Origin of the sequence: Burkholderia sp. AU33423, from assembly GCF_002223135.1 — a bacterium.
GTDB classification, from domain to species: domain Bacteria; phylum Pseudomonadota; class Gammaproteobacteria; order Burkholderiales; family Burkholderiaceae; genus Burkholderia; species Burkholderia lata_D.
This window is the reverse complement of record NZ_NKFH01000004.1, coordinates 1,395,755-1,419,005: the sequence shown is the minus strand read 5'-3', so window position 1 is coordinate 1,419,005 and position 23,251 is coordinate 1,395,755. Positions and strand designations below refer to the sequence as shown.

General features: G+C 67.8%; 22 protein-coding genes. 6 read left to right on the top strand and 16 right to left on the bottom strand.

The window, feature by feature from the left end:
* Positions 1-3 precede the first annotated feature (3 nt).
* On the bottom strand, positions 4-1,080 hold the full coding sequence (locus CFB50_RS09270; RefSeq protein WP_256978853.1) for an ABC transporter substrate-binding protein: 1,077 nt from the start codon (positions 1,078-1,080) through the stop codon (positions 4-6).
* Positions 1,081-1,522: 442 nt separating this feature from the next.
* Here CFB50_RS09270 and CFB50_RS38640 point away from each other — a divergent pair, with 442 nt between their 5' ends.
* Positions 1,523-1,756, top strand: a complete 234-nt coding sequence (locus tag CFB50_RS38640) for a hypothetical protein (RefSeq protein WP_144020643.1) — start codon at positions 1,523-1,525, stop codon at positions 1,754-1,756.
* A gap of 39 nt (positions 1,757-1,795) precedes the next feature.
* Here CFB50_RS38640 and CFB50_RS09265 read toward each other — a convergent pair whose 3' ends face one another.
* From CFB50_RS09265 to CFB50_RS09215, 11 genes are all read right to left on the bottom strand, one after another.
* Positions 1,796-2,233 carry a hypothetical protein gene (locus tag CFB50_RS09265; RefSeq protein ID WP_043182875.1) on the bottom strand — a complete coding sequence of 146 codons (438 nt, stop codon included), beginning with the start codon at positions 2,231-2,233 and terminating at the stop codon, positions 1,796-1,798.
* 122 nt (positions 2,234-2,355) lie between these two features.
* Positions 2,356-3,297, bottom strand: coding sequence for an ABC transporter permease (locus CFB50_RS09260; RefSeq protein ID WP_089445652.1), 942 nt, complete (start codon positions 3,295-3,297; stop codon positions 2,356-2,358).
* Positions 3,297-4,169, bottom strand: a complete 873-nt coding sequence (locus CFB50_RS09255; RefSeq protein WP_089445651.1) for an ABC transporter permease — start codon at positions 4,167-4,169, stop codon at positions 3,297-3,299. Before CFB50_RS09255 ends, CFB50_RS09260 begins: the two co-directional genes overlap by 1 nt.
* A gap of 37 nt (positions 4,170-4,206) precedes the next feature.
* Positions 4,207-5,286, bottom strand: coding sequence for an ABC transporter ATP-binding protein (locus CFB50_RS09250; protein ID WP_089445650.1), 1,080 nt, complete (start codon positions 5,284-5,286; stop codon positions 4,207-4,209).
* Between the two features lie 49 nt (positions 5,287-5,335).
* Positions 5,336-6,502: an ABC transporter substrate-binding protein gene (locus CFB50_RS09245; RefSeq protein WP_089445649.1), complete on the bottom strand. Its 1,167-nt coding sequence runs from the start codon at positions 6,500-6,502 to the stop codon at positions 5,336-5,338.
* 307 nt (positions 6,503-6,809) lie between these two features.
* Complete coding sequence (locus CFB50_RS09240) at positions 6,810-7,385, bottom strand: RBBP9/YdeN family alpha/beta hydrolase (protein ID WP_089445648.1); 576 nt, start codon at positions 7,383-7,385, stop codon at positions 6,810-6,812.
* Positions 7,386-7,401: 16 nt separating this feature from the next.
* Positions 7,402-8,730: an MFS transporter gene (locus tag CFB50_RS09235; protein ID WP_089445647.1), complete on the bottom strand. Its 1,329-nt coding sequence runs from the start codon at positions 8,728-8,730 to the stop codon at positions 7,402-7,404.
* Positions 8,731-8,899: 169 nt separating this feature from the next.
* Positions 8,900-9,955: a 3-keto-5-aminohexanoate cleavage protein gene (locus CFB50_RS09230; protein ID WP_089445646.1), complete on the bottom strand. Its 1,056-nt coding sequence runs from the start codon at positions 9,953-9,955 to the stop codon at positions 8,900-8,902.
* A gap of 118 nt (positions 9,956-10,073) precedes the next feature.
* Positions 10,074-10,922, bottom strand: coding sequence for a TauD/TfdA dioxygenase family protein (locus tag CFB50_RS09225; RefSeq protein ID WP_089445645.1), 849 nt, complete (start codon positions 10,920-10,922; stop codon positions 10,074-10,076).
* Positions 10,923-10,932: 10 nt separating this feature from the next.
* Positions 10,933-11,913 (bottom strand): quinone oxidoreductase family protein, encoded by a 981-nt coding sequence (locus CFB50_RS09220; RefSeq protein ID WP_089445644.1) that lies wholly within the window; start codon positions 11,911-11,913, stop codon positions 10,933-10,935.
* 18 nt (positions 11,914-11,931) lie between these two features.
* Complete coding sequence (locus CFB50_RS09215; protein WP_089445643.1) at positions 11,932-12,882, bottom strand: universal stress protein; 951 nt, start codon at positions 12,880-12,882, stop codon at positions 11,932-11,934.
* A 243-nt stretch (positions 12,883-13,125) separates the two neighbouring features.
* Here CFB50_RS09215 and CFB50_RS09210 point away from each other — a divergent pair, with 243 nt between their 5' ends.
* The 3 genes from CFB50_RS09210 to CFB50_RS09200 all read left to right on the top strand — a co-directional run bounded on the left by CFB50_RS09210 (position 13,126) and on the right by CFB50_RS09200 (position 18,074).
* Positions 13,126-15,828, top strand: coding sequence for a LuxR C-terminal-related transcriptional regulator (locus CFB50_RS09210; RefSeq protein WP_089445642.1), 2,703 nt, complete (start codon positions 13,126-13,128; stop codon positions 15,826-15,828).
* A 234-nt stretch (positions 15,829-16,062) separates the two neighbouring features.
* Positions 16,063-17,187 carry a porin gene (locus CFB50_RS09205; protein ID WP_089445641.1) on the top strand — a complete coding sequence of 375 codons (1,125 nt, stop codon included), beginning with the start codon at positions 16,063-16,065 and terminating at the stop codon, positions 17,185-17,187.
* A 182-nt stretch (positions 17,188-17,369) separates the two neighbouring features.
* Positions 17,370-18,074: a glutathione binding-like protein gene (locus CFB50_RS09200; protein WP_069247971.1), complete on the top strand. Its 705-nt coding sequence runs from the start codon at positions 17,370-17,372 to the stop codon at positions 18,072-18,074.
* 238 nt (positions 18,075-18,312) lie between these two features.
* Here the strand turns inward: CFB50_RS09200 and CFB50_RS40510 are convergent, their stop codons facing one another.
* From CFB50_RS40510 to CFB50_RS09190, 3 genes are all read right to left on the bottom strand, one after another.
* The gene (locus tag CFB50_RS40510) at positions 18,313-18,669 is read right to left on the bottom strand and encodes a hypothetical protein (protein ID WP_369413485.1); all 357 of its coding nucleotides are present in this window, start codon (positions 18,667-18,669) and stop codon (positions 18,313-18,315) included.
* A 151-nt stretch (positions 18,670-18,820) separates the two neighbouring features.
* Positions 18,821-20,107, bottom strand: coding sequence for a PDDEXK-like family protein (locus CFB50_RS09195; RefSeq protein WP_089445640.1), 1,287 nt, complete (start codon positions 20,105-20,107; stop codon positions 18,821-18,823).
* Between the two features lie 354 nt (positions 20,108-20,461).
* Positions 20,462-20,974 carry a MarR family winged helix-turn-helix transcriptional regulator gene (locus tag CFB50_RS09190; RefSeq protein WP_089445639.1) on the bottom strand — a complete coding sequence of 171 codons (513 nt, stop codon included), beginning with the start codon at positions 20,972-20,974 and terminating at the stop codon, positions 20,462-20,464.
* Positions 20,975-21,103: 129 nt separating this feature from the next.
* Between CFB50_RS09190 and CFB50_RS09185 the strand changes: the two genes are divergently transcribed.
* Both CFB50_RS09185 and CFB50_RS39475 read left to right on the top strand, forming a co-directional pair.
* Positions 21,104-22,282 carry an MFS transporter gene (locus tag CFB50_RS09185; RefSeq protein WP_089445638.1) on the top strand — a complete coding sequence of 393 codons (1,179 nt, stop codon included), beginning with the start codon at positions 21,104-21,106 and terminating at the stop codon, positions 22,280-22,282.
* Between the two features lie 49 nt (positions 22,283-22,331).
* The gene (locus CFB50_RS39475; protein ID WP_179254164.1) at positions 22,332-22,493 is read left to right on the top strand and encodes a hypothetical protein; all 162 of its coding nucleotides are present in this window, start codon (positions 22,332-22,334) and stop codon (positions 22,491-22,493) included.
* On the opposite strand, the gene cobM is transcribed toward CFB50_RS39475, so the two are convergent.
* Positions 22,494-23,222, bottom strand: coding sequence for a precorrin-4 C(11)-methyltransferase (gene cobM, locus CFB50_RS09180; RefSeq protein WP_011351983.1), 729 nt, complete (start codon positions 23,220-23,222; stop codon positions 22,494-22,496). It abuts the gene before it with no gap.
* Positions 23,223-23,251 lie beyond the last annotated feature (29 nt).

The window sequence follows — 23,251 nt, the reverse complement described above, 5'->3', positions numbered from 1 at the left end:
CCGTTATCTGGCCGGCGCGTCCAGCGGTGTGACGCGACCGTGTGCGATTTCGGTGAGGAACACGTCGTCCAGTGCCTGGTGATCGTCGGCACCCAGGTTGACCACCAGGCCGCCCAGATCGAGATGATGAATCGATTCGAGCGCCTGCTTCAGGGTTGCCCGGGTCGGCTTCGGGCCCGCGCGTTCCAGCCCGATCAGCGCGATCTTCGCGTCGAGGCAGCCCTCGATGTGCACCACGCCCACCTGTTCGTCCGGAAAGCGCTGCGCGATCAGCCGTGCGCAATCCTGGATCACGGGGCGTTCATTCCGCGGCAGCGGCACGACCTGCGAGATCAGCGTGCCGTTGCCTTCGTCGCCGATCAGGCGCAACAGGTCGTCGGTGCCGACGAACGACACCGCCGCGAGCCGCGCATCGAGGCCTTCCCGATGCACCGCGCGAATGAATGCGGCCACCGGCGTATACGGCCCGACCATGATCACGACGTCGGGCCGGCCGCCGAGCACGGCCGCAAGGCCCGTGGCGACCGCGGTCGTGCCGCGGCGAAACGTGCCCGTGGCGACGACGTCGAGGCCATGGCGCTGCAAGGCGAGCCGCGTGCCCGCCAGTACCGCGAGCCCGAAGCCGTCGTCCTGGTAGAACACCGCGAAACGCTTTGCGCGATCGTGCGCGATCAAATGCTCGACCAGCACGCGCGTTTCGTCGTCATAGCTCGCCCGAATGTTGAATACCTCCGGAATGACGGGCTTGCGCAGTGCCGTCGCGCCGCTGAAGACGCCGATGAGCGGAATGCCCGCATCCCGGATCATCGGCAGCACCGCGGTGGTCGTCGGCGTGCCGACGTAGCCGAACAGGGCGAGGACGTTGCGCCGCTCGATCATCTCCAGCGTGTCGTCCACGGTCCGGTCGGGCTCGTAGCGATCGTCGGCGACCACGAGGTCGATCCTCCTGCCATGTACGCCGCCGTGCGCGTTCGCATCGTCGAATACGGCTTGCGCGCCGACCAGCAGCCCGTGTCCCAGGCCCGAGGAATTGCCCGACTGCGCGTTGACCATGCCAAGGCGGATCGCATCGTCAGTCACGCCGGGTTCCGCCGCGACGCTGGCGCCGGGGCCCGTCATCGCGAAGAAGCACGCAATGATCGCCAGCGCTCGCCCGAGTCCCGCGCAGCGCATAGGCCGACTGCCGGGACAGCCGCGCTCGAACTCGACGGAGCGGACCGTCGTTCCCTGCGCGAACGCGTTCGCGCGGCGAGCGACCGGCGAACCGCGCCTGCAGCCGCACCGGGTGAATGCGTGTAACCCATTCGAAGACCCGGTATCAGAACAAATCCGCGTGGCCGACACGCACTTGCCCATGTTGGGTCCCCCTTCGGCACCCGTTGGCTCGAACGGGTGATGGTCCCCCGTGACACGCCGCACCCTTGCCGTGGTATGGCGCCCGATTAGTCATATGTATAGGTGGCATCCCCTGGCACTGCAAGCCGCAGGACTGGGCAAGGTCGTCGATCGAGAACGTTGCGCCATGGCATCGCGTCAGCGGAATTTCGATCCGGTTTTCAATGCGCGATTTTGTTGCCGGAACTGGCTCATCCGTTCCGGATCGGGCATGGTGTGCGCAGCGCGGCACCCGCCTTCGCAGCGGGCAAACCGTGCGATGGCATTCGGCAAGTTCGGGGTTTCAACGCGGGAGAATGCGCCGCACGGGCCGGACATGCGGATTCGCGTCGCCTGGCGGCTTGTCGATGTGTCGGCGTGATCGGGCCAGGGAGAAAGCGTGAACGATGTCCCCGCCGACTTACTGCGGCGCCGACGCGCCGCTCGCCGCATTGCCGGGCCACGCCTTGCCGATCTCGTCGACCAGCGATTTCGCGGTGCCCGTCACGATCGCGGCGTCGACGCCGGACGTCTGCCACGAGCCGTCGGCGGCCTTCACGAAGGTCAGGTTCGCGCGCGAAGGCTTGTAGTCGGCATTGCGCCACGTGACCACGACGTCGCACGAGTACGTACGATCGCCGAGCTTCTTGCAGTCGCCGTCGGGCTTCGCCGACACGACATCGGCCGAGACGGGCAGCGGCTGGCCGAACAGCGCGTTCAGGCCGCCGTGGTTTTCCGCCTCGAGCGCGCGGCGCACGGCGGCGTCGACGTCGCTCGACCCGGGGCCGTCGTGGAGGAGATTGCAGGCGGCCAGCAGCGTCGATGCACCGGCGAGTGTCAGCAGCGTATGGAACTTCATGGGTATCCGTTATCGGGTGAACGCCGCGTAGTCTGCAACGTCCGCGCGCGGTGCGCGGTATCCATTTGTAACCAATTGCACGGAGGCGCAAGCGGCATCGCGTGCCCGTGCGTCGCCCTCGGCTACTGCCGCTCCTGCTTCACGCGGCTGACGAGCTGCGTTGGGCTCACGAACTGCAGCGCGATCACGACCCACACGAGCGTGATGGCCATGTAGATCATCGCCATCGCGTCGATCGACTGCGGCGCGCGCACGCCGGTCGAGAACACCGCGTAATACAGCGCGACGACGAGCGTCTGCGTGCTCGGCCCCGCGGTGAAGAAGGTCAGCTCGAACATCCCGATCGTGCGCACCAGCACGAGCAACCCGGCGGCGAGCATGCCGGGCACCAGCAGCGGCAGCAGCACGTAGCGGAAATAGCGCCACGTGTTCGCGCCGAAGATGCGTGCGGCGGACTCGAGATTCGGATCGATCTGCTCGATGAACGGCGTCATCACGAGGATCACGAACGGCAGCGCCGGGACGAGGTTCGCGAGGATCACGCCCGGCAGCGTGCCCGCGAGCCCGACCTTGTACATCACGGTGGCCATCGGGATCCCGTACGTGACGGGCGGCACCATCAGCGGCAGCAGGAACACCAGCAGCGCGAAGCGCTTGCCGCGAAACTGCACGCGCGCCAGCGCATACGCGGCCGGCACGCCGAGCGCGATCGACAGCAGCACGACCGCGCCGACGACCTCGACGGTCACCCACAGCACGCTCGCGAGCTGGAAGTCCTCCCACGCCTTCGCATACCAGTGCAGCGTGAAGCCCTGCGGCAGCGGCGTGCCGAACCAGCGGGTCGCGATCGAATTCACCGCGACGGTCGCGATCAGCAGCATCACGTTCAGCAGGAAGAACGCCATCAGCCCCCACACGAGCGCCTTCCATGCGCGGCCGGCGAGATTGCTTGTCATCTTCTGCGGTTTCCTCGCATCGACGGGGCGCGCATCGGGCGCATCGGGCGCGTCGGGCGCGTCGTGCTTCGGCGGCCAAGTGCGCGCGGCATGATTGTCGGTCGCCATCAGCCCTTGCCTCCCGTCACCGCACCCGTATAGAAGAAGCGGCGCGCGCCGAGCATCGACGCGACCACCAGCAACTGCACGAAGCCCATCACGATCGCGATCGCCGACGCCAGCGAATAGTCGTAGCTCTCGAACGCGGCTTCCGCCGCCGCGATGGAGATCACGCGCGTGGGCCCGGCCGGCGCGCCGAGCAGCACGGCCGACGGAAACACCGAAAACGCCTGCACGAACGACAGGCATGCGGCCATCGTGAGCCCCGGCACGAGCAGCGGCAGGTAGATCTGCCGGAACTGCTGCCACGGGTTCGCGCCGAGCGTTGCCGCTGCGCGCGCGAGCGTCGGGTCAATGCCGCTGATGTACGACAGCATCAGCAGGAACGCGAACGGAAAGCCCGACACGATCAGCGACAGCAGCACGCCCCAGTAGTTGTGCGTGAGGCGCACTTCGTCGGTGTACAGGTGCAGCCCCTGCAGCGCCTGTGGAAACCAGCCGTTCGGCCCGAAATACGTGAGCATCCCGTCGGCGACGAGCACCGTGCCGAGCGTGACGGGAATCACGAGCAGCGTCGTGACGAATTTCTGGTACGGCGAATGGCGGCGCAGCGCGAACGCGACGGGCACCGCGATGCCGACGTTGAGCAGTGTCGCCGGTACCGCGAGCTTCAGCGTGACGAGCACGGTCGGCCACATCGCCGTGTCGGTGAAGAACTGCACGTAGTTCGCGAGCGCGCCGCCGCCGTTCATCGGCTGGAACGACAGCACGAGGCCGTACGCGAACGGATAGATGAACAGTGCGACGATGAACGCGAGCGCGGGCGTGACGAGCCAGGCTTTCGCGTCGCGCGGCGTGCCGCCGGACGCGAACGTGCTCATGCGGCCTCCTGGTGTAACCGCGCCGCGGCCACGCCGCTCATGTCGGCGCTCCCGGGTAGACGAGCGTGCGCGACGGCGCAACGCGCAGCCGCAGCGACTCGCCTTCCGTGAATTCGCCGGCGACGCGCGCCCAGATCGGGCCGAACGGTGTGACCGCGCGGATCAGCGAATCGCGGCCGCCGTACTCGACCGTTTCGACCGTCGCGTCGAACGTGTTGTCGCCGCCTTCGTCCGCGCGCTCGATGTCGTCGGGGCGCAGCGCGACCACGACCTCTTTCGCGTCGAAGCCGGCCATCGGCACGCCCGTGACGCGAACGCCACCGGCAGCGACGCTCACGTAATCGCCGGCCATCCCTTCGAGTGTGAACGGCAGCACGTTGCGATAGCCCATGAAGCGCGCGACATGCAGGTTGTGCGGGCGCGTGTAGACGTCCTTCGGCGTCGCGACCTGCTGCACGACGCCCTCCTTCATCACGACGATGCGGTCGGCCATCGACAGCGCCTCGTCCTGGTCGTGCGTCACGTAGATCGTCGCGCGTTCGAGCTGCGTGTGGATGCGACGGATCTCGGCGCGCATCTCGATGCGCAACTTCGTGTCGAGGTTCGACAGCGGCTCGTCCATCAGCACGAGCGGCGGCTCGATCACGATCGCGCGCGCAATCGCGACGCGCTGCTGCTGCCCGCCCGACAGCTGCCCGGGCAGCTTGCCCTCGTGGCCGACGAGCTGCACGAGTTCGAGCGCCTGCTGCGCGCGCCGCCGCGTTTCCTGCTTCGGCACGCCGCGCATCTTGAGGCCGAAGCCGACGTTGTCGAGCACCGACATGTGCGGAAACAGCGCGTAGTTCTGGAACACCATCCCGAAGCCGCGCCGCTCGGGCGGCAGCACGTCGATGCGCGTGTCGTCCAGCCAGATGCCGCCGCGCGTGAGCGGCTGCAGCCCGGCGATGCAGTTGAGCGCGGTCGACTTGCCGCAGCCCGACGGGCCGAGCAGCGCGATGAATTCGCCACGCCGGATCTCGAGATCGAGCCCGTTCAGCGCGGCGACCTGTGCGCCTTCCGCATTGGTGAAGCTGCGGCACACGCCATCGAGCCGCAGTCGTTCGAAACTGTGCTTCATTGCGCGAACTCCATCGACGCGGGCGCCGCGGCGCCCGCCGGTCCATGCGTTACTTCGACTTCTGCGATCCGATCTCGCGATCCCACTTCTGGAACGCGGCGACCATCGCCTGCGCGCTGAGCGGCTGCACGTGCGGGCGATCCGCGAGCAGCTTCGCGTACTCGGGTCGGCCGAACTTGCGGACCACCTCCTGGCTGTGCGCGGGCGCCATCTCGAGCGTCACGCCCTTCACCGCCGGGCCCGGATAGAAGTAGCCGTCGTCGTAGGTCATCGACTGTTGCGCCGGTTCGAGCAGGAAGTTCATCAGCTTGAACAGCACGTCGAGCTTTTCCTTCGGCACGCCCTTCGGGATCACCATGTAGTGCGCGTCGTTGACCCACGTCATGTTGTCGAACGCCTGGATTTTGAACTCGGCCGGCACGATGCCGAGCGCGCGCGGGTTGAGGTCCCAGCCGGTGACGGTCACGGTCATGTCGCGCGTGCCCTCGCCGAGTTCCTTCATCACCGCCGAGGTGCCGCCCGGGTAGTACGGCACGCAGTCGTTCAACTGTTTCAGGAACGCCCAGGTCTTGTCCCAGCCGTTGATCGGATCCTGCGGATTCTTGTCGCCGAGCACGTACGGCAGCCCCATCAGGAACGTGCGGCCGGGGCCCGAGTTCGCCGGGCGCGCATAGATCAGCTTGTTCGGGTGCGCCTTGCACCAGGCGAGCAATTGATCGGGCGTCTTCGGCGGGTCGCTGACCTTCGCCGGGTTGTATTCGAGCAGCGGGCCGGCCGGCATGTAGGTGACCTCGAGGCCGTAGCCCTGCGCGAGATCCTGCATCTTGCGCGGGCCGGGCGCGTATTTATCGAGCACGCCGGGAAACGCGGCCGCGTCGTCGGGCAGCAGCTTCTGCCACAGGTTCTGCTCGATGCCGGCGGCCAGCGCGTCGGTGCCCGTCAGCACGAGGTCGATGTCGGCACGCCCCGCCGCCTGCATCGCCTTGATCTTGCCCGGCAACTGCGGCGCGGGCGCGTTCGTGAACGTGACGTTCGAGACGAGGTTCGGGTTCTTTTCCTTGAAGGCTTCGATGGCCTTCTGCGTGAGCTGCAGGTTGCCCGCGACATCGACGATGTTCAGCGAGACGGGGGCGGCAACGGCGGCCGCGGCAGACAGCGTGAAGCCCAGGGCGAGTGTGATCCGGCGGACACGGCGAGCGATCGTGGTGGCGTTCATGTCTCCTCACTTCGGTCGGTGGATGGGACCTTTCTTTTCAGGAAATCATGACGGCGTTATACGATGTCGGTCAACAAAAAACCACGGCGCGTGGGGCGGGACTTTCCCTGACAAACAGCTTCCGGTTGTTGACGATTTGTGTGTCAATCACTGGTGGGAAGCCGTGCCGTGTCGATTGTGCCGCGTGTTAAGACGTCGTATCTCGGCGGGAAGCGAAATGGAATCGGTTCGGGGCCGCGTCGCGACCCGACGGTGACGGGGCGCGCGCCGGGCACGCGGCGCGCGGAAGGCGGGAATATTCGGTCAGTCAGGCGGCGCCGAGTGCGGCCACTTCGCCGATCAGCCGTTCGGCATCCTGCCACTCGCCATATCCCGACGCCGGGTTCAGGTGCCCGACCTCCCCCAGGTCGACGAGCTGGCTGCCCCACCCGGCCGCCAGCGCCTCGACGCGTTCGAAACGCGCGAGCGGATCGTTGCGGCTCGCGGCGACGATGCTCGGAAATGGCAGACGTCCGGTCGGTACCGGCGTCCAGCCGTTCGCGGCGATCGCATCGGGCGCCGGATAACCGGCGGGCATCGGCGACTCGAGATCGGCCGGCGCCGCGAGCAGCGCGCCGTGGATCTTGCGCGTGGCCTGGCGCGCCCAGTGCACGGTAATCATCACGCCCGCGCTGTGCGCGACCAGGATCACAGGGCCGTCGATCGCGGCCAGCGCAGCATCGAGCGCCGCGACGCGCGCGGCGCGGCTCAGCTTGTCGGCTTCGAGCGGTGCGACGGCGCGCGCGTTCGGCAGGCGCCGTTCGAGGTGCGTCTGCCAGTGGTCTTCGACGTGATCGCGCAAGCCGGGCACGATCAGGATGGTGGGGGTGGTCGTCAGGGTCATGCAGTCTCCGAAGCGTTCAGGAAAGGTGGGACGCGCGCCGGTCGCGTTCGACGCGCGCGAGGTCGGCCACGTAGCTCGCGCGTCCGATCGCGAACAGCACGGCGGCCATGAGCGGCACGACGGGAATCCATTGCAGTGCGCCGACGAGCCCGGCACGATCGGCGACCCACCCCGTCAGCAGCGGGCCCGGCGCCATGCCGAGCAGGTTGTTGGCGAGCGTGAGCGTTGCGAACGCCGACGCGTGGATCGCGGCCGGCGTCAGGTTCGCGACCATCGCGCCCGACGCACCGGATGCGCCCGCGCCGACCAGCATCCCCGCGCAGATCAGCGCGAGCTGCAGCGGCCCGGGCGGCAGCCGGAACGCAATCGCGAGGCATACGCCCGTGAGTACGCAATACGCGATCGCGGTCAGCCACTTGCGCTTGCCGTCGGTCTTGCCGATGCGGTCGGTGACGATCCCGCAGCCGACCATCCCGACGCCCGCGAGCAGCACGAAGCCGGCCGCGAGCACGGCCGCGCGGTCGGGCGCCATCGCGTAGTAGCGGTTCAGGTAGCTCGGCAGCCACGCGAACAGCGCGCCCGGCACGAACAGGTGCAGCCCGCTGCCGAGATACGCGCAGATCACCGAGCGCGACGCGAACAGCCCGGACATCAGCGCGCGCACGTTGCCGCGCAGGTCGCGCGGTGCGCCGGCGTCGCGCCGGCACGGTTCGATGCGATACGCGGCGAGCCGCCGTTCGGTCACGACGCAGCGATACGCGACGAGCAGCACGATGCCGAGCGCGGCCATCACGCCGAACGACCAGCGCCAGCCGAGATGCGCGCCGACCAGCCCGCCGAGCGCCATCCCGAACACGGAGCCGAACGCGCCGCCGGCCATGAATGCGCCGGTCAGCGTCGCGCGCAGCCGTGCCGGAAAGATGCTGAGGATCAGCGCGACGCCGACGCTGCCGTACGCGGCCTCACCGAGCCCGACGAGGCCGCGTGCGACGAGCATCTCCGCGTAGTTCGTCGACAGCGCGCAGCCGAGCGTCGCGACGCTCCACAACGCGGCCATCAGCACGATGCTGCGCACGCGCCCGAAGCGGTCGGCGAGCACCGACAGCGGAAACGTCAGCAGCCCGACCAGCAGCGCGACGACGCCGGACAGCGAGCCGAGCTGCGTGTCCGACAGCGCCCACGCGTGCTTGAGCAGCGGGAACACGGCGTTGAGCACCTGCCGCGACATGTAGTCCGACAGCAGCAGGCCGACGGTCAGCCCGAACACGAGCCACGCATACGCGGGCGCGCGCCGGCCGGCGGCGGCGACGTCCTGCATCGACGGCTCGACATGATGGATCAGCATGCGTGTCTCCTCCGGCGCCGGAGGTCGTGCTCCGGCGCGGCTTGCGTGGCCCCGCTCCGTTGACCGGAGTCCGCTCCCGCGCGCTGCGCAGGGGTGGGTGCCACGCCACAACGATCGGCGGGCAGCGGCCGTCACGGCCGCATACCCGGATGCGCGGATGCGCGATGCGTCAGGCTGCCCGCAGCGGCACGTTCACCTCGCCCGGCCGGCGGTTCGGCGCCATCCCGAGGTGCGCCAGCGTCTCGTCGATGCCGTCGTACTGCACGCCGATCCGGTAGATCGCCTTCGCCTCCTTGCCGGTGGCGATGTCGCGGCCGAGTTCGCGCGCGATCCGTGCGCACTGTTCGACCTGCTGCACCGACGTCATCCGGTTGCCCTTCTGGTCGATGATCGTGTCCTCGATCCCGCAGCGCGGATGCAGCCCCAGCGCCATCGCGACCGTGTTGATCGGCAGCACGTTCTTCATCAGCGATTCGAACGTGATGCACGCGCCGTCCGGGCAGCGCCGCACGAATTCCATGAAGTTGTACGGATTCGGGCCGTCGAAGCCGCCGCCGATGCCGACCCACGTGACGTTCAGCGGGCCGCGATAGACGCCGCGGCGGATGATCCGTTCGAGCGTTTCCAGCGCGTGCATGCCGGTGAGCTGGAAATGCGGCTGGATGCCGGCCGCCTGCAGGCGGCGCAGGTGCTCGTCGACCCAGCCCGGGCCGGCCGGCACGGTCATCTCGCGGTACGCATCCCAGTACGCGGCCTCGTTCAACGACGTGCCGGCAATGTCCTGGCGGTTCATCAGCTCGGTGATGTTCATCTGCACGGTGTTGATCGCGACCGTCACCTGGTCGGGCTTCGGCGTCAGCTCGGCGAGCATGTGGCGCGTGTCGTCGGACAGCCATTTCGCGTCAGCCCCCTCGCCTTCCGGCGCGAACGAGATCGAGCCGCCCACCTGCAGGATCATGTCGGGCACCGCCTCGCGCAGCCGGCCGAGCAGTTCGTTGAACTTCGACAGCCGCTTGCTGCCCTTGCCGTCGAGCTCGCGCACATGCATGTGCAGCACAGTCGCGCCGGCGTTGTAGCAGTCGACGGCCTTCTGTACGTGTTCGTCCATCGTCACCGGAATGTCTTCCGGAAAGTCGGCCGGCATCCACTCGGGGCCGTACGGCGCGACCGTGATGACTACCTTGTCCTGGTTTTCCGGGTGCAGCGAATCGTCGAGAAATTGCATGTCGTCCTCCAGTGGAAATCGTTGTATTGCGGGCGTACGGGCGTGCGTATCCCGCCGCGCCGGGCGGCAGGCCCGGCGCGTGGTTCAGGGGTGCGGACCGGTTACGGGGCTGACGCGCTCAGAACGGCACGTCGCCGACGATGCCCGCGCGCTCCATCTTGCGCACGCACGGCGGGTAGTCCATCACTGCGTAGTGCTGGGTGCTGCGGTTGTCCCAGATCGCAACGCTGTTCTTCTTCCAGCGCCAGCGCACCTGGTATTCCGGGATCATGGCCTGGCTGATCAGGTATTGCAGCAACTGGCCGGCGCCGGGATTCGCGTCCTGCCCGACCCGCACGCGCGCCGGCGTGTGGAAGTTCGTGAAATGCGTGGTGAACGCATTCACGTACAGCACCTTCTCGCCGGTTTCGGGGTGCGTGCGCACGACCGGATGCTCCGCGTCCGGATATTGCGCCTTCAGCGCGAGGCGCTTGTCGATCGGCATCGCCGCGCCGAAGCTCGCCTCGATGCTGTGACGCGCGCGCAAGTCGTCGATCTGCTGCTTCACGTGTTCCGGCAGGCGCTCGTACGCGAGCACCATGTTCGCCCACATCGTGTCGCCGCCAACCGGCGGACCGTCGACGCAGCGCAGCACACAGCCGAACGGCGGCGCCACGCGCCAGCTCGCATCGCTGTGCCACGCATTCTCGTAGCGGTCGTTCGGCTGGTCGGGCGACTTGTAGATCCGCACGAGTCCTGGGTGCTCGGGATCGCTGCCGGCCACCGGATGATCCTCGAGCTCGCCGAAGCGGCGCGCGAACGCGACGTGCTCGGCGCGGGTGATGTCCTGGTCGCGCAGGAACAGCACGCGATGCCGGAGCAGCTGCGCGCGGATCTCGGCGAACAGGCCGTCGTCGTGCACGGCGTCGGCGAGGCTCACATCCAGCAGTTCCGCGCCGATCGCGCAGGTCAAGGGTTCGACTCGCATGCGCGTCTCCTCAGACGTTGAACACCGACGAACCGGTCGTCTTGCGCGATTCGAGATCGCGGTGCGCCTGCGCGGCGTCCTGCAGCGCGTAGCGCTGGTTGATCTCGATCCGGATCCGGCCGGCCGCGACGTGTGCGAACAGTTCGCCGGCCAGGTCGTTCTTCTCGGCCGGATCGGCGATGTAGTCGGCCAGCGCCGGGCGCGTCAGATACAGCGAGCCTTTCATCGCGAGGCGCTGCGGATCTAACGGCGGGATCGGGCCCGACGCCGTGCCGACGCACACCATCAGCCCGCGCCGCTTCAGCGAATCGAGCGAGCCCTCGAAGGTGTCCTTGCCGACGCTGTCGAACACGACGTCGACGCCCGCGCCGTCCGTCAGTTCGCGCACGCGCTTCGCGACATCCTCGCGGCTGTAGTCGATCGTATGGTCGCAACCGTGCGCGCGGGCGATCCCGGCCTTGTGCTCGCTGGAGACCGTGCCGATCACCGTGAGCCCGAGCAGCTTCGCCCATTGCGACACGATCAGCCCGACGCCGCCGGCGGCCGCGTGCAACAGGATCGTGTCGCCCGGTGCGAACGCATGGATGCGCCGCAGCAGGTAGGCCGACGTCAGGCCGCGCATCGTCATCGCCGCAGCCGTTTCGCACGAAATGCCGGCCGGCAGCCGCACGAGCGGCGCGGCGGGAATCAGCCGTTCGGTGCTGTACGCGCCGAGCGTGTTCAGGAAGCCCGTGTAGGTCACGCGGTCGCCGACGGCGACGTTCGTCACGCCGGGGCCGACCGCTTCGACCACGCCGGCCGCCTCGACGCCGAGGCCGGCAGGCAGCGGCACCGGATACAGGCCGCTGCGGAAGTACGTGTCGGCGAAATTCAGGCCGATCGCGTCGTGCCGCAGGCGCACCTGGCCGGGGCCCGGGTCGCCGACGTCGACCTCCTCCCAGCGCAGGACCTCGGGGCCGCCGGTTTCGTGGAATCGCACTGCATGTGCCATGGTGTTCTCCGTAAGGTGTCAGTCGGATGCGCGTCGCGCATCGTCGGGTTCGTTCGGTTCGTTCACGCGTGGCGGCGTCGCGGCTGCGCCGTCCGCCAGCGATTCATCCAGTCCGGCCCAGTCCGCGTCGCCGAGATAGCGCCGCGCGGCCGGGAAAATCACGCCTTCCATCCGTCCCATCTGCTCGAACGCGCCGTGCGCATAGCGGGCGAGCGCCATGTCGAACGCGGCCGACGGCAGCCCTTCCGCGGCGATCCGCAGGAGCGCATCGAGCGCTTGCGCATCGCGCTGCCGCTGGCGGTCGAGTTCGTCCAGTTCGGCCGCGACGCACTCCGCACGGACGCGCAATGCCGCGAAGAGGCGCGCTTCGGCGGCGGTGCCGATCCGGGCGCGCTGCAGCGCAGCGAGCGATGCCAGCGCATCCTGCGTGTCGGCCGCATGCCGCTGCGGCGCGTCCATGTCCGCGTGCATGCCCGAGGCCATCAGCGCTCGCAGCCATCCTTCGACCGCACGATGCGCATCGAGGCAACGCGCCATCACGCGCGCCTCGGCAGGCGTCCGCCGCGACGTGCACACGAGCACCGGCACGCCGCTCGTTGCGAGCAGGTGCTGCCGTTGCGCGCAGGCCGCCGCGTCGGCGTCGTGCGGCAGCGCCGCGACGCCGATCAGGTCGCAGCCGAGTTCGGCCGCCAGCGCACCAGGCGCTGCGTCGCCAGCCGCCGCCGGATGGCCGGCCCCCGGATGGCCGGCCCCCGCGATCGCATGGGACAACCCCTGCGCCCGCGCGGCGGCTTCCACTTTCGCACCGTGCTCCGGCAGCCGCGCTCCGGATAAACGCGAGTCCGGCGCGGCGCCGGTCAGCATGAACGTGACCCGGGCGCCGACCGCGCGCGCCAGTTCGAGCGCATGGCCGATCGCGTCGATGCCGCCGGGCGTGCCGTCGACCGTCACGAGCAGATGGCGGTACATCGTGCCGCTCCGCTTATCCGGCGAGCGGCGCGCTGCGCCGCGTGCCGGTCGATACGATCTTCATGGGTGGGCTCCTCGTGGTGTTCGTCATGCATCGGAACCCATGCTATCGATGCGGTGCCGGTGCGGCCCCACTCGTCGCGGGGGGGATTGACGGGTGAACGCGGTTCGACCGATCCTTCCCCCCACACCCACCCCGGACGCTGGCCCACACGGCACCGCCGGATTCCGACTGCTGCCCCGATGGCCCACCCACCCGATCGCGCCGACGCGCCTCCCACCGAACTGGTCCTGAAGACGACCGCGCCGCGCGTGCCGGCGCAGTTGCTGGCCCGCGCGCGGCTGAGCCTCGCCGCGCCCGCGTTCGACGGCCGGCCGGTCACGCTCGTGCAGGCGCCGGCCGGCTACGGCAAGACGTCGCTGCTCGCGCAATGGCGCCGCGAAACCCTCGCGCTCGGCCGCGCGGTCGTGTGGCTGTCGGCCGACGAGCGCGACGATGCGGCGCGGTTGCTGCAAGGGCTCGTGCAGGCGGTGCGGACCGGCTGCGCGCGGCCCGGCTTCGGGCGCCTGATCCCGGTCGGCGCGGCCGACGCGGCGCGCGCGCTGGAAGGCGTGACCGCGTGGCTGGCCGAGGTCGCGCAGTTGTCGATCGATGCGCTCCTGATCGTCGACGATGCGGAGCGGCTGCCGCCCGCCGGCCTCGATGCGCTGACCTACGTGTTGCACAACGCGCCGCAAAACCTGCATGTCGTGGTCGCGGCGCGGCGCGGGCTCGATCACGTGGCCGGCGATCTGCTCGCCGGCGGGCAATGCACGCTCGCGGGCCCTGACTGGCTGCGCTTCACGCTCGACGAGACGATTGCGCTGGTCGGCGCGCGCTTTGCGCAGCGGGTCGACGCCGACGCGTGCGCGCGGCTGTTCGAGCGCGTCGACGGCTGGCCGCTCGGCCTGCAGCTCGCGATGGCCGCGATGGCGCGCTCGGCCGACCCACGCCAGGCGGTCGACGCACTCGCTGCACGCGTGGACGGTACGCGCGACCGGCTCGTCGAACTGCTGCTCGCGAACCTGTCGGCCGACGACACCGCGTTCCTGACCCGCACGAGCGTCGCCGATCGCCTGCATCCGTCGCTGTGCGCCGCGCTGCTCGACGACGCAGACGCACCCGACCGTCTCGCACGGCTCGCGCGCGACACGCCGCTGTTCATTGCGTCGGACGATTCGGACTGGTGCCGGCTGCATCCACTCGTGCGTGACACGCTGCGTGACCGCCTGGCCGCGGGCCCGGAAGCCGAGCGCAGCGCGCTGCATGCGCGTGCGGCCGCGTGGCTCGACACGCACGGGATGACCGAGGAAGCCGCCCGCCACGCGTATGCGGCCGGCCAGTTCGAGGTGGCGTACGCGCTTGCGCAGCGCTGTCTCGAGGATGCGATCAAGCAGGGCCGCATCAACGACGTGCTCGACTGGCTCGCGCTGCTGCCCGATGCGGAACTCGACAAGCGCCCGACGCTGCGCGTCGCGGTGGCGTGGGCGCTGGCGCTCGGCGAGCGCCATGTCGAGGCGCAACGCCAGATCGCGGGCATCCTCGCGGATCCCGGCACGCCCGCGGCGATGCGCTACGAATGCGCGTTGATCCTCAGCGCGGCCGCGTATTACGCCGACGAAATCGACCGCTTCGTCGAGCTGTTCGAGCCGTGGGCCGACTTCACGCCGCCGGCGGCGACGTGGCTCGCGCAAATGCACGCGAACCGGCTGTCGGCACGTGCGATCATCGTCGGCGAACCGGCGCAGGCGCGCCGCTTCCAGCACGCCGCGCCGCGCGGCGAGACGGCGGCCGGGTTCGGCTACGTCGCACGCTGGGGCGAGCTCATCACGGGCCTGAGCTACCTGCGCGAAGGCCAGATCCGGCTGGCCGACGATGCGCTGTCGCCGGCACTGGCGCGTGCGGAGGCCGATCTCGGGCGCCGCCATCCGCTGACGTGCATGCTCGCGGCGATGTGCGCGGCGCTCGCGTACGAGGCCGATCGCGTCGACCAGGCCGCCGCGCTGCTCGCGAACCGGCTCGACGTGCTCGAGCATGCGGGCACGCCCGATACCGTGCTGCTCGGCTACTGCACCGCCGCGCGCATCGCGCTGCTGCGCGGCGTCGAGCACCGCGCGATCGACCTGCTGGAAGCGCTCGATGCGATGGGCGTCGCGCGGCGCCTGCCGCGCCTGTCGGTCGCGAGTCTCGCCGAACAGGTGCGCATTCATGCCGCGCGCTATCGCGAGGCGACCTGCCATGCGCTCGTCGAGCGGATCGATGCGATCGCCGCGGCCGAGTTTCCGTCGCACGGGCCGCTGTGGCGGCGCCCCGTCGTGCTGCTGCAGGCGACCGCGCACGCGGGCGCGGCGCTGGCCGCGCGCCGCTGGGACGACGCGCGCGCGGCGCTCGACGAAGCCGCCGTGCTGGCCCGCGAAATGAGCATGGGGCAGGCGCGCATCGAGATCATGGCGCTCAGCGCGTTCGCGCGCGAACAGTCGGGCGGCGGCGGCCGCGCGTTACTCGACGAAGCGATGAACCTCGCGGACCTGTTCGGGCTGACGCGCACGCTCGCCGATGCGCATCCGGCCATCGCCGACTGGGCGCGCCGCGCCGGCGACGAAGCGGCCGCCGGCGCCGGCCCCGCGCGGCACGCGCTGCCGCAACCGCGCATCGTGCCGCCCGCGCCGCGCACCGCGGCCAGCCCGCGCGCGGTACCGAGCGTCGTGCTGACGCCGAAGGAGCGCGCGATTCTCGAATTGCTCGCGCGCAACCTGTCGAACAAGGAGATCGCGGTGGCGCTCGCCGTCGGCGAGGAAACCGTGAAGTGGCACCTGAAGAACCTGTTCGGCAAGCTCGACGCCAGTTCGCGCAAGCATGCGGTGCGCCGCGCGCTGGTGCTGGGTCTCCTCGAAAGCGCGCCCTGACGTTGTAGCGCCGGTTCCGCCAATCGGGCCCATCGCCGCGCCCGTCTTCCTCCGATTCTCCGCAACCCTGCCCCCCGCGCATGGGGGGGAGCGGCCGCCCGCCGTTGCGTAGTCTTTCCGCACGGCTCGCACGGGCGATGCCTGTCACGCCTGCCCGCCAGCCTCGATGTTTCCCCGCTTCACCCGGACGGGCTCGACCCCGTCCGGTCACGACACAAGACCCTGGAGACTTGGATGAAGACGAAACTGGCCGCGCTCGCGGCGCTTGCCGGCTGTTCGGCGCTCGCGCACGCGCAATCCTCCGTCACGCTCTACGGCGTGATCGACTCGGGCCTGCTGTACCAGAGCACGTCGGCGGCGTCGTTCAGCCCGACCGCGCCGAATACGGGCAAGGTGTTCCGCATGAAGGACGGCGGTATCTACTCGAGCTTCTGGGGCATCAAGGGCAGCGAGGACATCGGCGGCGGCTACAAGGTCAACTTCAAGCTGCAGGGTTCGTTCGACAGCGGCACCGGCAAGCTGCAGCTGAGCGATACGCCGGGCGCCGTCGCGATCTTCAACCAGGTTGCGTCGCTCGGCGTGTCCGGCCCGTTCGGCACATTCACGGCCGGCCGCCAGATCGTGCCGATGATCTACGCGATGGCCGACACCGACGTGCGCAACGCGCAGTTCTTCGGCAGCGTGCTGATCGCGTGGCTCGGCCTGAACACGGCGGCCGGCTGGTCGGGGACGAGCACCAACGCAGCGATCGGCGCGCTGTACGACAGCAATGCGCTCGTCTACCAGTCGCCGACCTTCGCGGGTGCGTCGATCGCGCTCGAATACGCGCCGGGCGGCGTGGCCGGGCAGTTCCAGGGCGGCACGCGCGAGTCGGTCGTGCTCAGGTATGCGAACGATGGGCTGAACGCTTCGGCCGCCTACTACAGCGGCCACGACACGAGCCCGGCGCCGGGCGTCGCGCCGACCGGCGTCGACAATAACCGCTTCATCTACTTCGGCGCGAAATACACGATCCACGATTTCTCGGTGTCGGCGTCGTACGGCAACGGCAGGAATCCGTCGCATGCGGACAAGGTGAACCTCGACATGCTGTCGGCCGGCATCGGCTATCGCTTCACGCCCGCGCTGCAGGTGACGTCCGCGGTGTATTACCTGAAGGACCGCAACGTCTCGGCGAACAAGTCGACGGCGGTCGTGCTCGCGGCCGACTACAGCCTGTCGAAGCGGACGATGGTCTATGCGCAGATCGGCCACGTGAACAATCGCGGCACGATGGACCAGATGCTCGTATACGGGCAGCCGGTCGCGCCGGGCGTCGGCACGACGGCCGCGATGATCGGGCTGCGGCACAACTTCTGACGGTTGCCGGCGGCGCTTGGCGATGCCGCGGCGGTCGCGCGTGGCCACCGCCTGCATCGATCCGCGGGATCGGCTACAGTGGGCGTTTTTGGCGCGCTCCGCCCTGCCGTCTCGCCATCGACCGTGGCGCGTGCGGCAGCAGGAACGGGGCGCGGATCCTTCACTTCGACGAGCGACCCTCCATGTCCGACCTGTCCGCCTTCCCGATCACGCAAAAGTGGCCGGCCCAGCATCCCGACCGTCTCCAGCTCTACTCGCTGCCGACGCCGAACGGCGTCAAGGTGTCGATCATGCTCGAGGAAACCGGCCTGCCGTACGAGCCGCACCTCGTGCGCTTCGACACGAACGACCAGTTCTCGCCCGCGTTCCTGTCGCTGAACCCGAACAACAAGATCCCGGCGATCATCGATCCGAACGGCCCGGACGGCAAGCCGCTGCCGCTGTTCGAATCGGGCGCGATCCTGATCTATCTCGCGGACAAGACGGGCCAGCTGATCCCGAAGGATCTCGCGGGCCGCTACGAGACGATCCAGTGGGTGATGTTCCAGATGGGCGGCATCGGGCCGATGTTCGGCCAGGTCGGCTTCTTCCACAAGTTCGCCGGCCGCGACTACGAGGACAAGCGTCCGCGCGACCGTTACGTCGACGAGTCCAAGCGCCTGCTCGGCGTGCTCGACGCGCATCTCGCGAACCGCCAGTGGGTGATGGGCGATACCTACACGATCGCCGACATCGCGATCTTCCCGTGGGTGCGCAACCTCGTCGGGTTCTATGAAGCGGGTGATCTCGTGGGCTTCAGCGAATTCCGGAACGTCAAGCGGGTGCTCGACGCGTTCGTTGCGCGGCCGGCTGTCGAGCGTGGGCTGAATATTCCGGCACGCGGTTGAGGGGTTAAGCGGGCACACGTTGTGCCGGCTGTGACCTGAAAAGCCCGCCGCATTGCGCGGCAGGCTTTTTTGACGTTCATCGCGAATTATCTGGGGAACGCGGGGAAGACTGATAGTCCTCGGCCGCTAACCGCCGTTCCCATGCGTGCTTCGTCGGTCATCGGACTGTCGCTCGATATTGCATAGCGGACGGTCAGTGACCAATCGCTCAGTTCGCCTTCAGCTCGCTAGTGCTCGTTCATATAAGGGCAAGGACCAAGCGTAAAACTGATGCCAGTTCCGCGTGGCTGATTGGCCCGTCGACGCGAGCAACTTGCGTCGACGAAGTCCCTTCATATACCTTCCCATTTTCAACCTTCGCCATCTGATTCTGAGACGTTCCGCGAAACACTTTTCCGCCATCGATTCGCGCAATTTGCCTGGACGACGTGCCTTCAAAAATCCTTCCAGAGTCGACCTTAAGAATCTGCGTGGACGATGTGCCATGGAAGACCTTGCTTCCGTCAATCTTTGCCATTTGCGCCGACGATGTCCCTTCAAAGAGCTTTCCACCATTGAGGTGCGCTAGCTGTGTTGACGAAGTGCCTCGGAGTATTTTTGTTATTTGAGTTTATCTTTCCATGAGTATGTCGATGATCGTGGTGATTCTGGGGGGATCGCCGATGTGGTGCTACACGGACATCAATTGCCCACCCCCTCTCGCGGAATTTGTCCTGGCGGCTGTCGCAAAGTGGTTTCCGCCCCAACTAACGAATCGATTCGAGCTTGGATTGCAATTCAACGAACTGCGATACGGTCTCGTTGATGGCCCGAGTCTTATTGAGGTCGCGGAGCCTACGCAAGACCACGAACGATTGCTCGTCGCTCATTTGACGTCGTACGCCATTGGTTTTGCGGAGCGCCTCCGCCGCTTCAATTAACACATCACGCTTCTCAGCACGGACGTGATTGAGCTGGACAAAGGTTGTCACCTGAAACGTCTCACCAGTCTGGCGAACGTTAACCCCGGCTGGGTAATAGTTCCAATCGGGAAACTGGTCCAGATCGATTAACGAGTCCCATCGCAGAAGTGAAAATCCGGTGCGTACACGTTTGGGGTCGACGAGAACATCGTCGAATCGTTGCCGCAAGGCGGAAACGAATGGCGCAAATTGCGCCTGGCGAATGCAATGGTCCCAGACCGAAGCCCGGCGCCAGTAAAGCTGAAACAGGCGCAGCATTGACTTCCCTTCAAGCGTATTTGCTTCGGACATTAGTTCGACAAGCATATGTGCGCGCGCTCCCTTGGAGCCATGCCGTGCCCAAGGGGTCATGAGTTCGAGAACTTCTGGGTGGCCGCCAGCGACCTCCGTCACGAGACGCCCGAACGAACTCTTTCCCATTGAATCTTCCGTTTCATCTTCGATGACGTTACGAAACTGTGCAAGCGCCTGCTGAACGTGCCGCGCGGTGGCTTCGCGTTTCTCAACCTCACGAAGAAACTCAGCGAGCCAGTCGTAGCCTACTGGTATCCAGGCGGCATCTTCGGGTACCGCCTCACGAGAATCGAGGAAAACGTGCACGCCAAGGAAGTCTGGTAGAAGTTTTTCCAACTGCTTGCGGTAGTCCTTGAGTTGTGCACGTGATTGTTGCGCGCCAAATTTATTCTCAATTGCAATATACCGTCGACGGTTCGAGTCTACGACCAGCACGTCCAGGGAGCGGCCATTGAGATCCACCTCAGTGGTAACCACCGCCGAGGAGAAGCCTTCTGTTTGCACGTTGGAGGGCGACAGGAATCGTCGAGTCGTTAGTGGCACGTCCGCGTCGTCTGAATTCCACCAGGCGCGTGTGAGAAGCGACTGAATCGCCAAGTCCCCCAGTCCATGACCTTCGGATGGATCGAGCAACCATGCCAAGAACCGGGATACGTTAACTTCTTTAGGGTAGCAGATGCGTAGGGGTTGCCACGAGGCCGTCGACGTAACGAGTCGCTGAACGTTCGCATCTGCAAAGAAGTGGTCAATTAGGGATTCAGGTGAGTAGTCGGCCATCAAATTGCCTGTGTGATCGAAGTTTACTTGTCTGGTAGCCCGCCCGAATGGGCCAAAGTTAGGTTTTGGAACCCGCGCAATCGATTGCCTTGCACACGATTTGCAAAATATTCATTGCTTGCAAACACAGCCCCTCGTTGACTGACCAGCGTCTCGACTAAATTATCGGTTTCTTATCCGAAAGCTTGAGCCTGAAAGCTAAAAGTCGACTTTTGACGATGCCAATATCTGGCGTAAGCTGGGCATTCGTCGTGACGCTAAGCGGGCTTCTGTCGATGTAATTGAGAGAGGGGCTTGCTGAGTCAGCCCCCGCAAAGCCGACCTCGGCAGAGTTCGCGTCACGCTTTCGCAGCGCTACCTTCCCTCCGCCCCTTCCGACGCCTCTCCCAACCCCGCCAGCAACTTCCCCAGCAGTTTCGACAACTGCGCCTGTTCCGCATCCGACAGCACCGCCAGCACCGCGCGCTGATTGTCGATGTGCGCGACGACTGCCTCATCGATCAGCGCGCGGCCGGCATCCGTCAGCGCGACGAGCGTCCCGCGCCCGTCGGCCGGGTTCGGCCGGCGCTCCACCCACCCTGCCTTCTGCAGCCGGTCGATGCGCGCGGTCATCCCGCCCGACGACATCATCAGCGCGTCGTACAGCGCCGTCGGCGTCAGCGCGAACGGCGCCCCGCCGCGCCGCAGCGTGGCCAGCACGTCGAATTCGCCCGGCTGCATCCCGTAGCGCGCGAACAGCGGATTGAGACGGTCGCGCGCGATCACGAGCGCGGCTTCCTGCAGCCGCCCCATCACCACCATCGACGACGCGTCGAGATCCGGACGCTCGGCGCGCCATTGTGCGAGCGCATGCGCGGCTCGATCCATTAACCCTCCTCGGCTCACCAGTTATCTTGACGTCGAGATAAATCAGCATTTATCTTGATGTCGAGATACTTTACCTAAAAAACACGCGGCGTCTCACCGGGGCTGCGCACCAATATCGAGGGCCTTGCAATGAATCGCTTCACTTCCCCCGGATGGCGGCTTGCCGCCGTCGTCCTTGTCGGGCTGAACCTGCGGCCGGCGCTTGCCGCGGTCGGCCCGCTGCTCGACATGATCCAGCGCGCGACCGGCATCAGCGACGGCGCGGCCAGCCTGCTGACGACGATCCCGATCCTGTTGATGGGCCTCGGCGCGCTGAGTGCGCGGCGCCTGCAGCGCCTGACCGGCATCGCGGGCGGCGTCTGGCTCGGCGTCGCGCTGATCGGGTTCGCCTGCGTGGCGCGCATCGGCGCGCAGCACGCGTGGCTGCTGCTCGCGAGCGCCTGCTGCGCGGGCGTCGGGATCGCGATGGTGCAGGCGCTGCTGCCCGGCTTCGTGAAGGCGCATTTCGCGACGCGGATCGGCGGTGCGATGGGCGTCTATTCGACGTCGATCATGGGCGGCGCCGTGCTCGCGAGCGTCGTCGCGCCGTTCGCCGCGGCGCGCTGGGGCTGGCTCCCCGCGCTCGCGGGCTGGGCGCTGCCGGCGTTGGTGGCCGCGCTGGCGTGGCCGCTGGCCAGTCGCGGCGGCGACGCGCTCGCCGCCGGGCCGACGTCGGCGTCGAACGCGCAGCCGTCGCGCTCGCCGCGCGCGTGGCGGCTCGCGCTGTTCTTCGGCATCGCGACGGGCGCGTATACGCTCGTGCTCGCATGGCTGCCGCCGTACTACATGCGGCTCGGCTGGTCGCCGACGGCGGCCGGCAGCCTGCTCGGCGGCGTGACGCTCGCGGAAGTCGTCGCGGGGCTGACGATCTCGGCGACGATCGACCGCCTGCCCGATCGCCGGCCCGCGCTGCATGCGGCGATCGCGTCGCTGTTCGTCGGCTTGCTGGTGATGCTGGCCGCGCCGGAAGCGCTCGCGCTGCCGGCCGCGCTGTTGATGGGCGCGGGGATCGGCGCGCTGTTTCCGCTGTCGCTGATCGTCACCGTTGACCATGCCGCGACGCCGGCCGATGCCGCGTCGCTGACGGGGTTCGTGCAGGGCATTGGCTACCTGATCGCCGGGATGTTTCCGTTCGCGGCGGGCATCGTGCGCCAGCACCTCGCGGACCTGACGCCCGCATGGATCGCGATGGCCTGCCTGTGTGTCGCGCTGTTCGCGCTGGCGGCGGGGTTTGCGCCGAAGCGGGTGCTGCACGCCGCGCGAGCGTAGCGCGTGTCCCGCGCCTGTTGACCCGCAGCGATCGGATAGGACGGTGGTCGTGCTCAACCTGATCCCTGTCGTCGGCATCGCCGCGTCGATCCTGATCCTCGGCGAATCGGCGTCGCCGATCCACTTCGTCGGCGGCGCAATCATGATCGGCGCGGCGCGCTACACGCACCGGCGCGAGCGCCGCACCGAACCCGGGCCGGCCCGCGCGTGATCAGCCCGCGCTCGCGTACAGCGTCGAATCCGCGAACCCTTCGGCGTCCAGCACGCGCCCGATCAGGATCAGCGCGGTACGCTCGATCTGCGTGCCCTGCACCTTGCCGACGATGTCGGCGAGCGTGCCGGTCACGCGCGCTTCATCCGGCCAGCTCGCGCGATAGATCACCGCGACCGGGCAATCGGCGCCGTAGTGCGGCAGCACTTCGTCGACGATACGGGCGAGATGGCGCACGCCGAGATGGATCGCGAGCGTCGCGCGGTGCGCGGCGAGCGAGCCGAGCGCTTCGCCTTCCGGCATCGTCGTCTTGCCCGCGAAGCGCGTGAGGATCACCGTCTGCGCGACACCGGGCAGCGTCAGCTCGACGCCGAGAGTTGCCGCGCACGCGGCCGTGGCCGTTACACCGGGCACGATTTCATACGGAATCCCGAGTGCTTTCAATCGGCGAATCTGCTCGCCGATCGCACCGTACAACGACGGGTCACCCGAATGCACGCGTGCGACATCCTGCCCTTTCGCGTGCGCGCCGGCGAGCAGCGCGACGATTGCATCGAGGTCGAGTTCGGCCGTATTGACGACCTGCTCCGCGCGATGGCCGTCGAGCACGGCCGCCGGCACCAGCGAACCCGCATACAGGATCACCGGGCACGTGCGCACGAGGCGCTGGCCCTTCACCGTGATCAGCTCCGGGTCGCCGGGGCCCGCGCCGATGAAATACACCGTCATCGAAAAATCTCCGTCAATTCATGGGATGA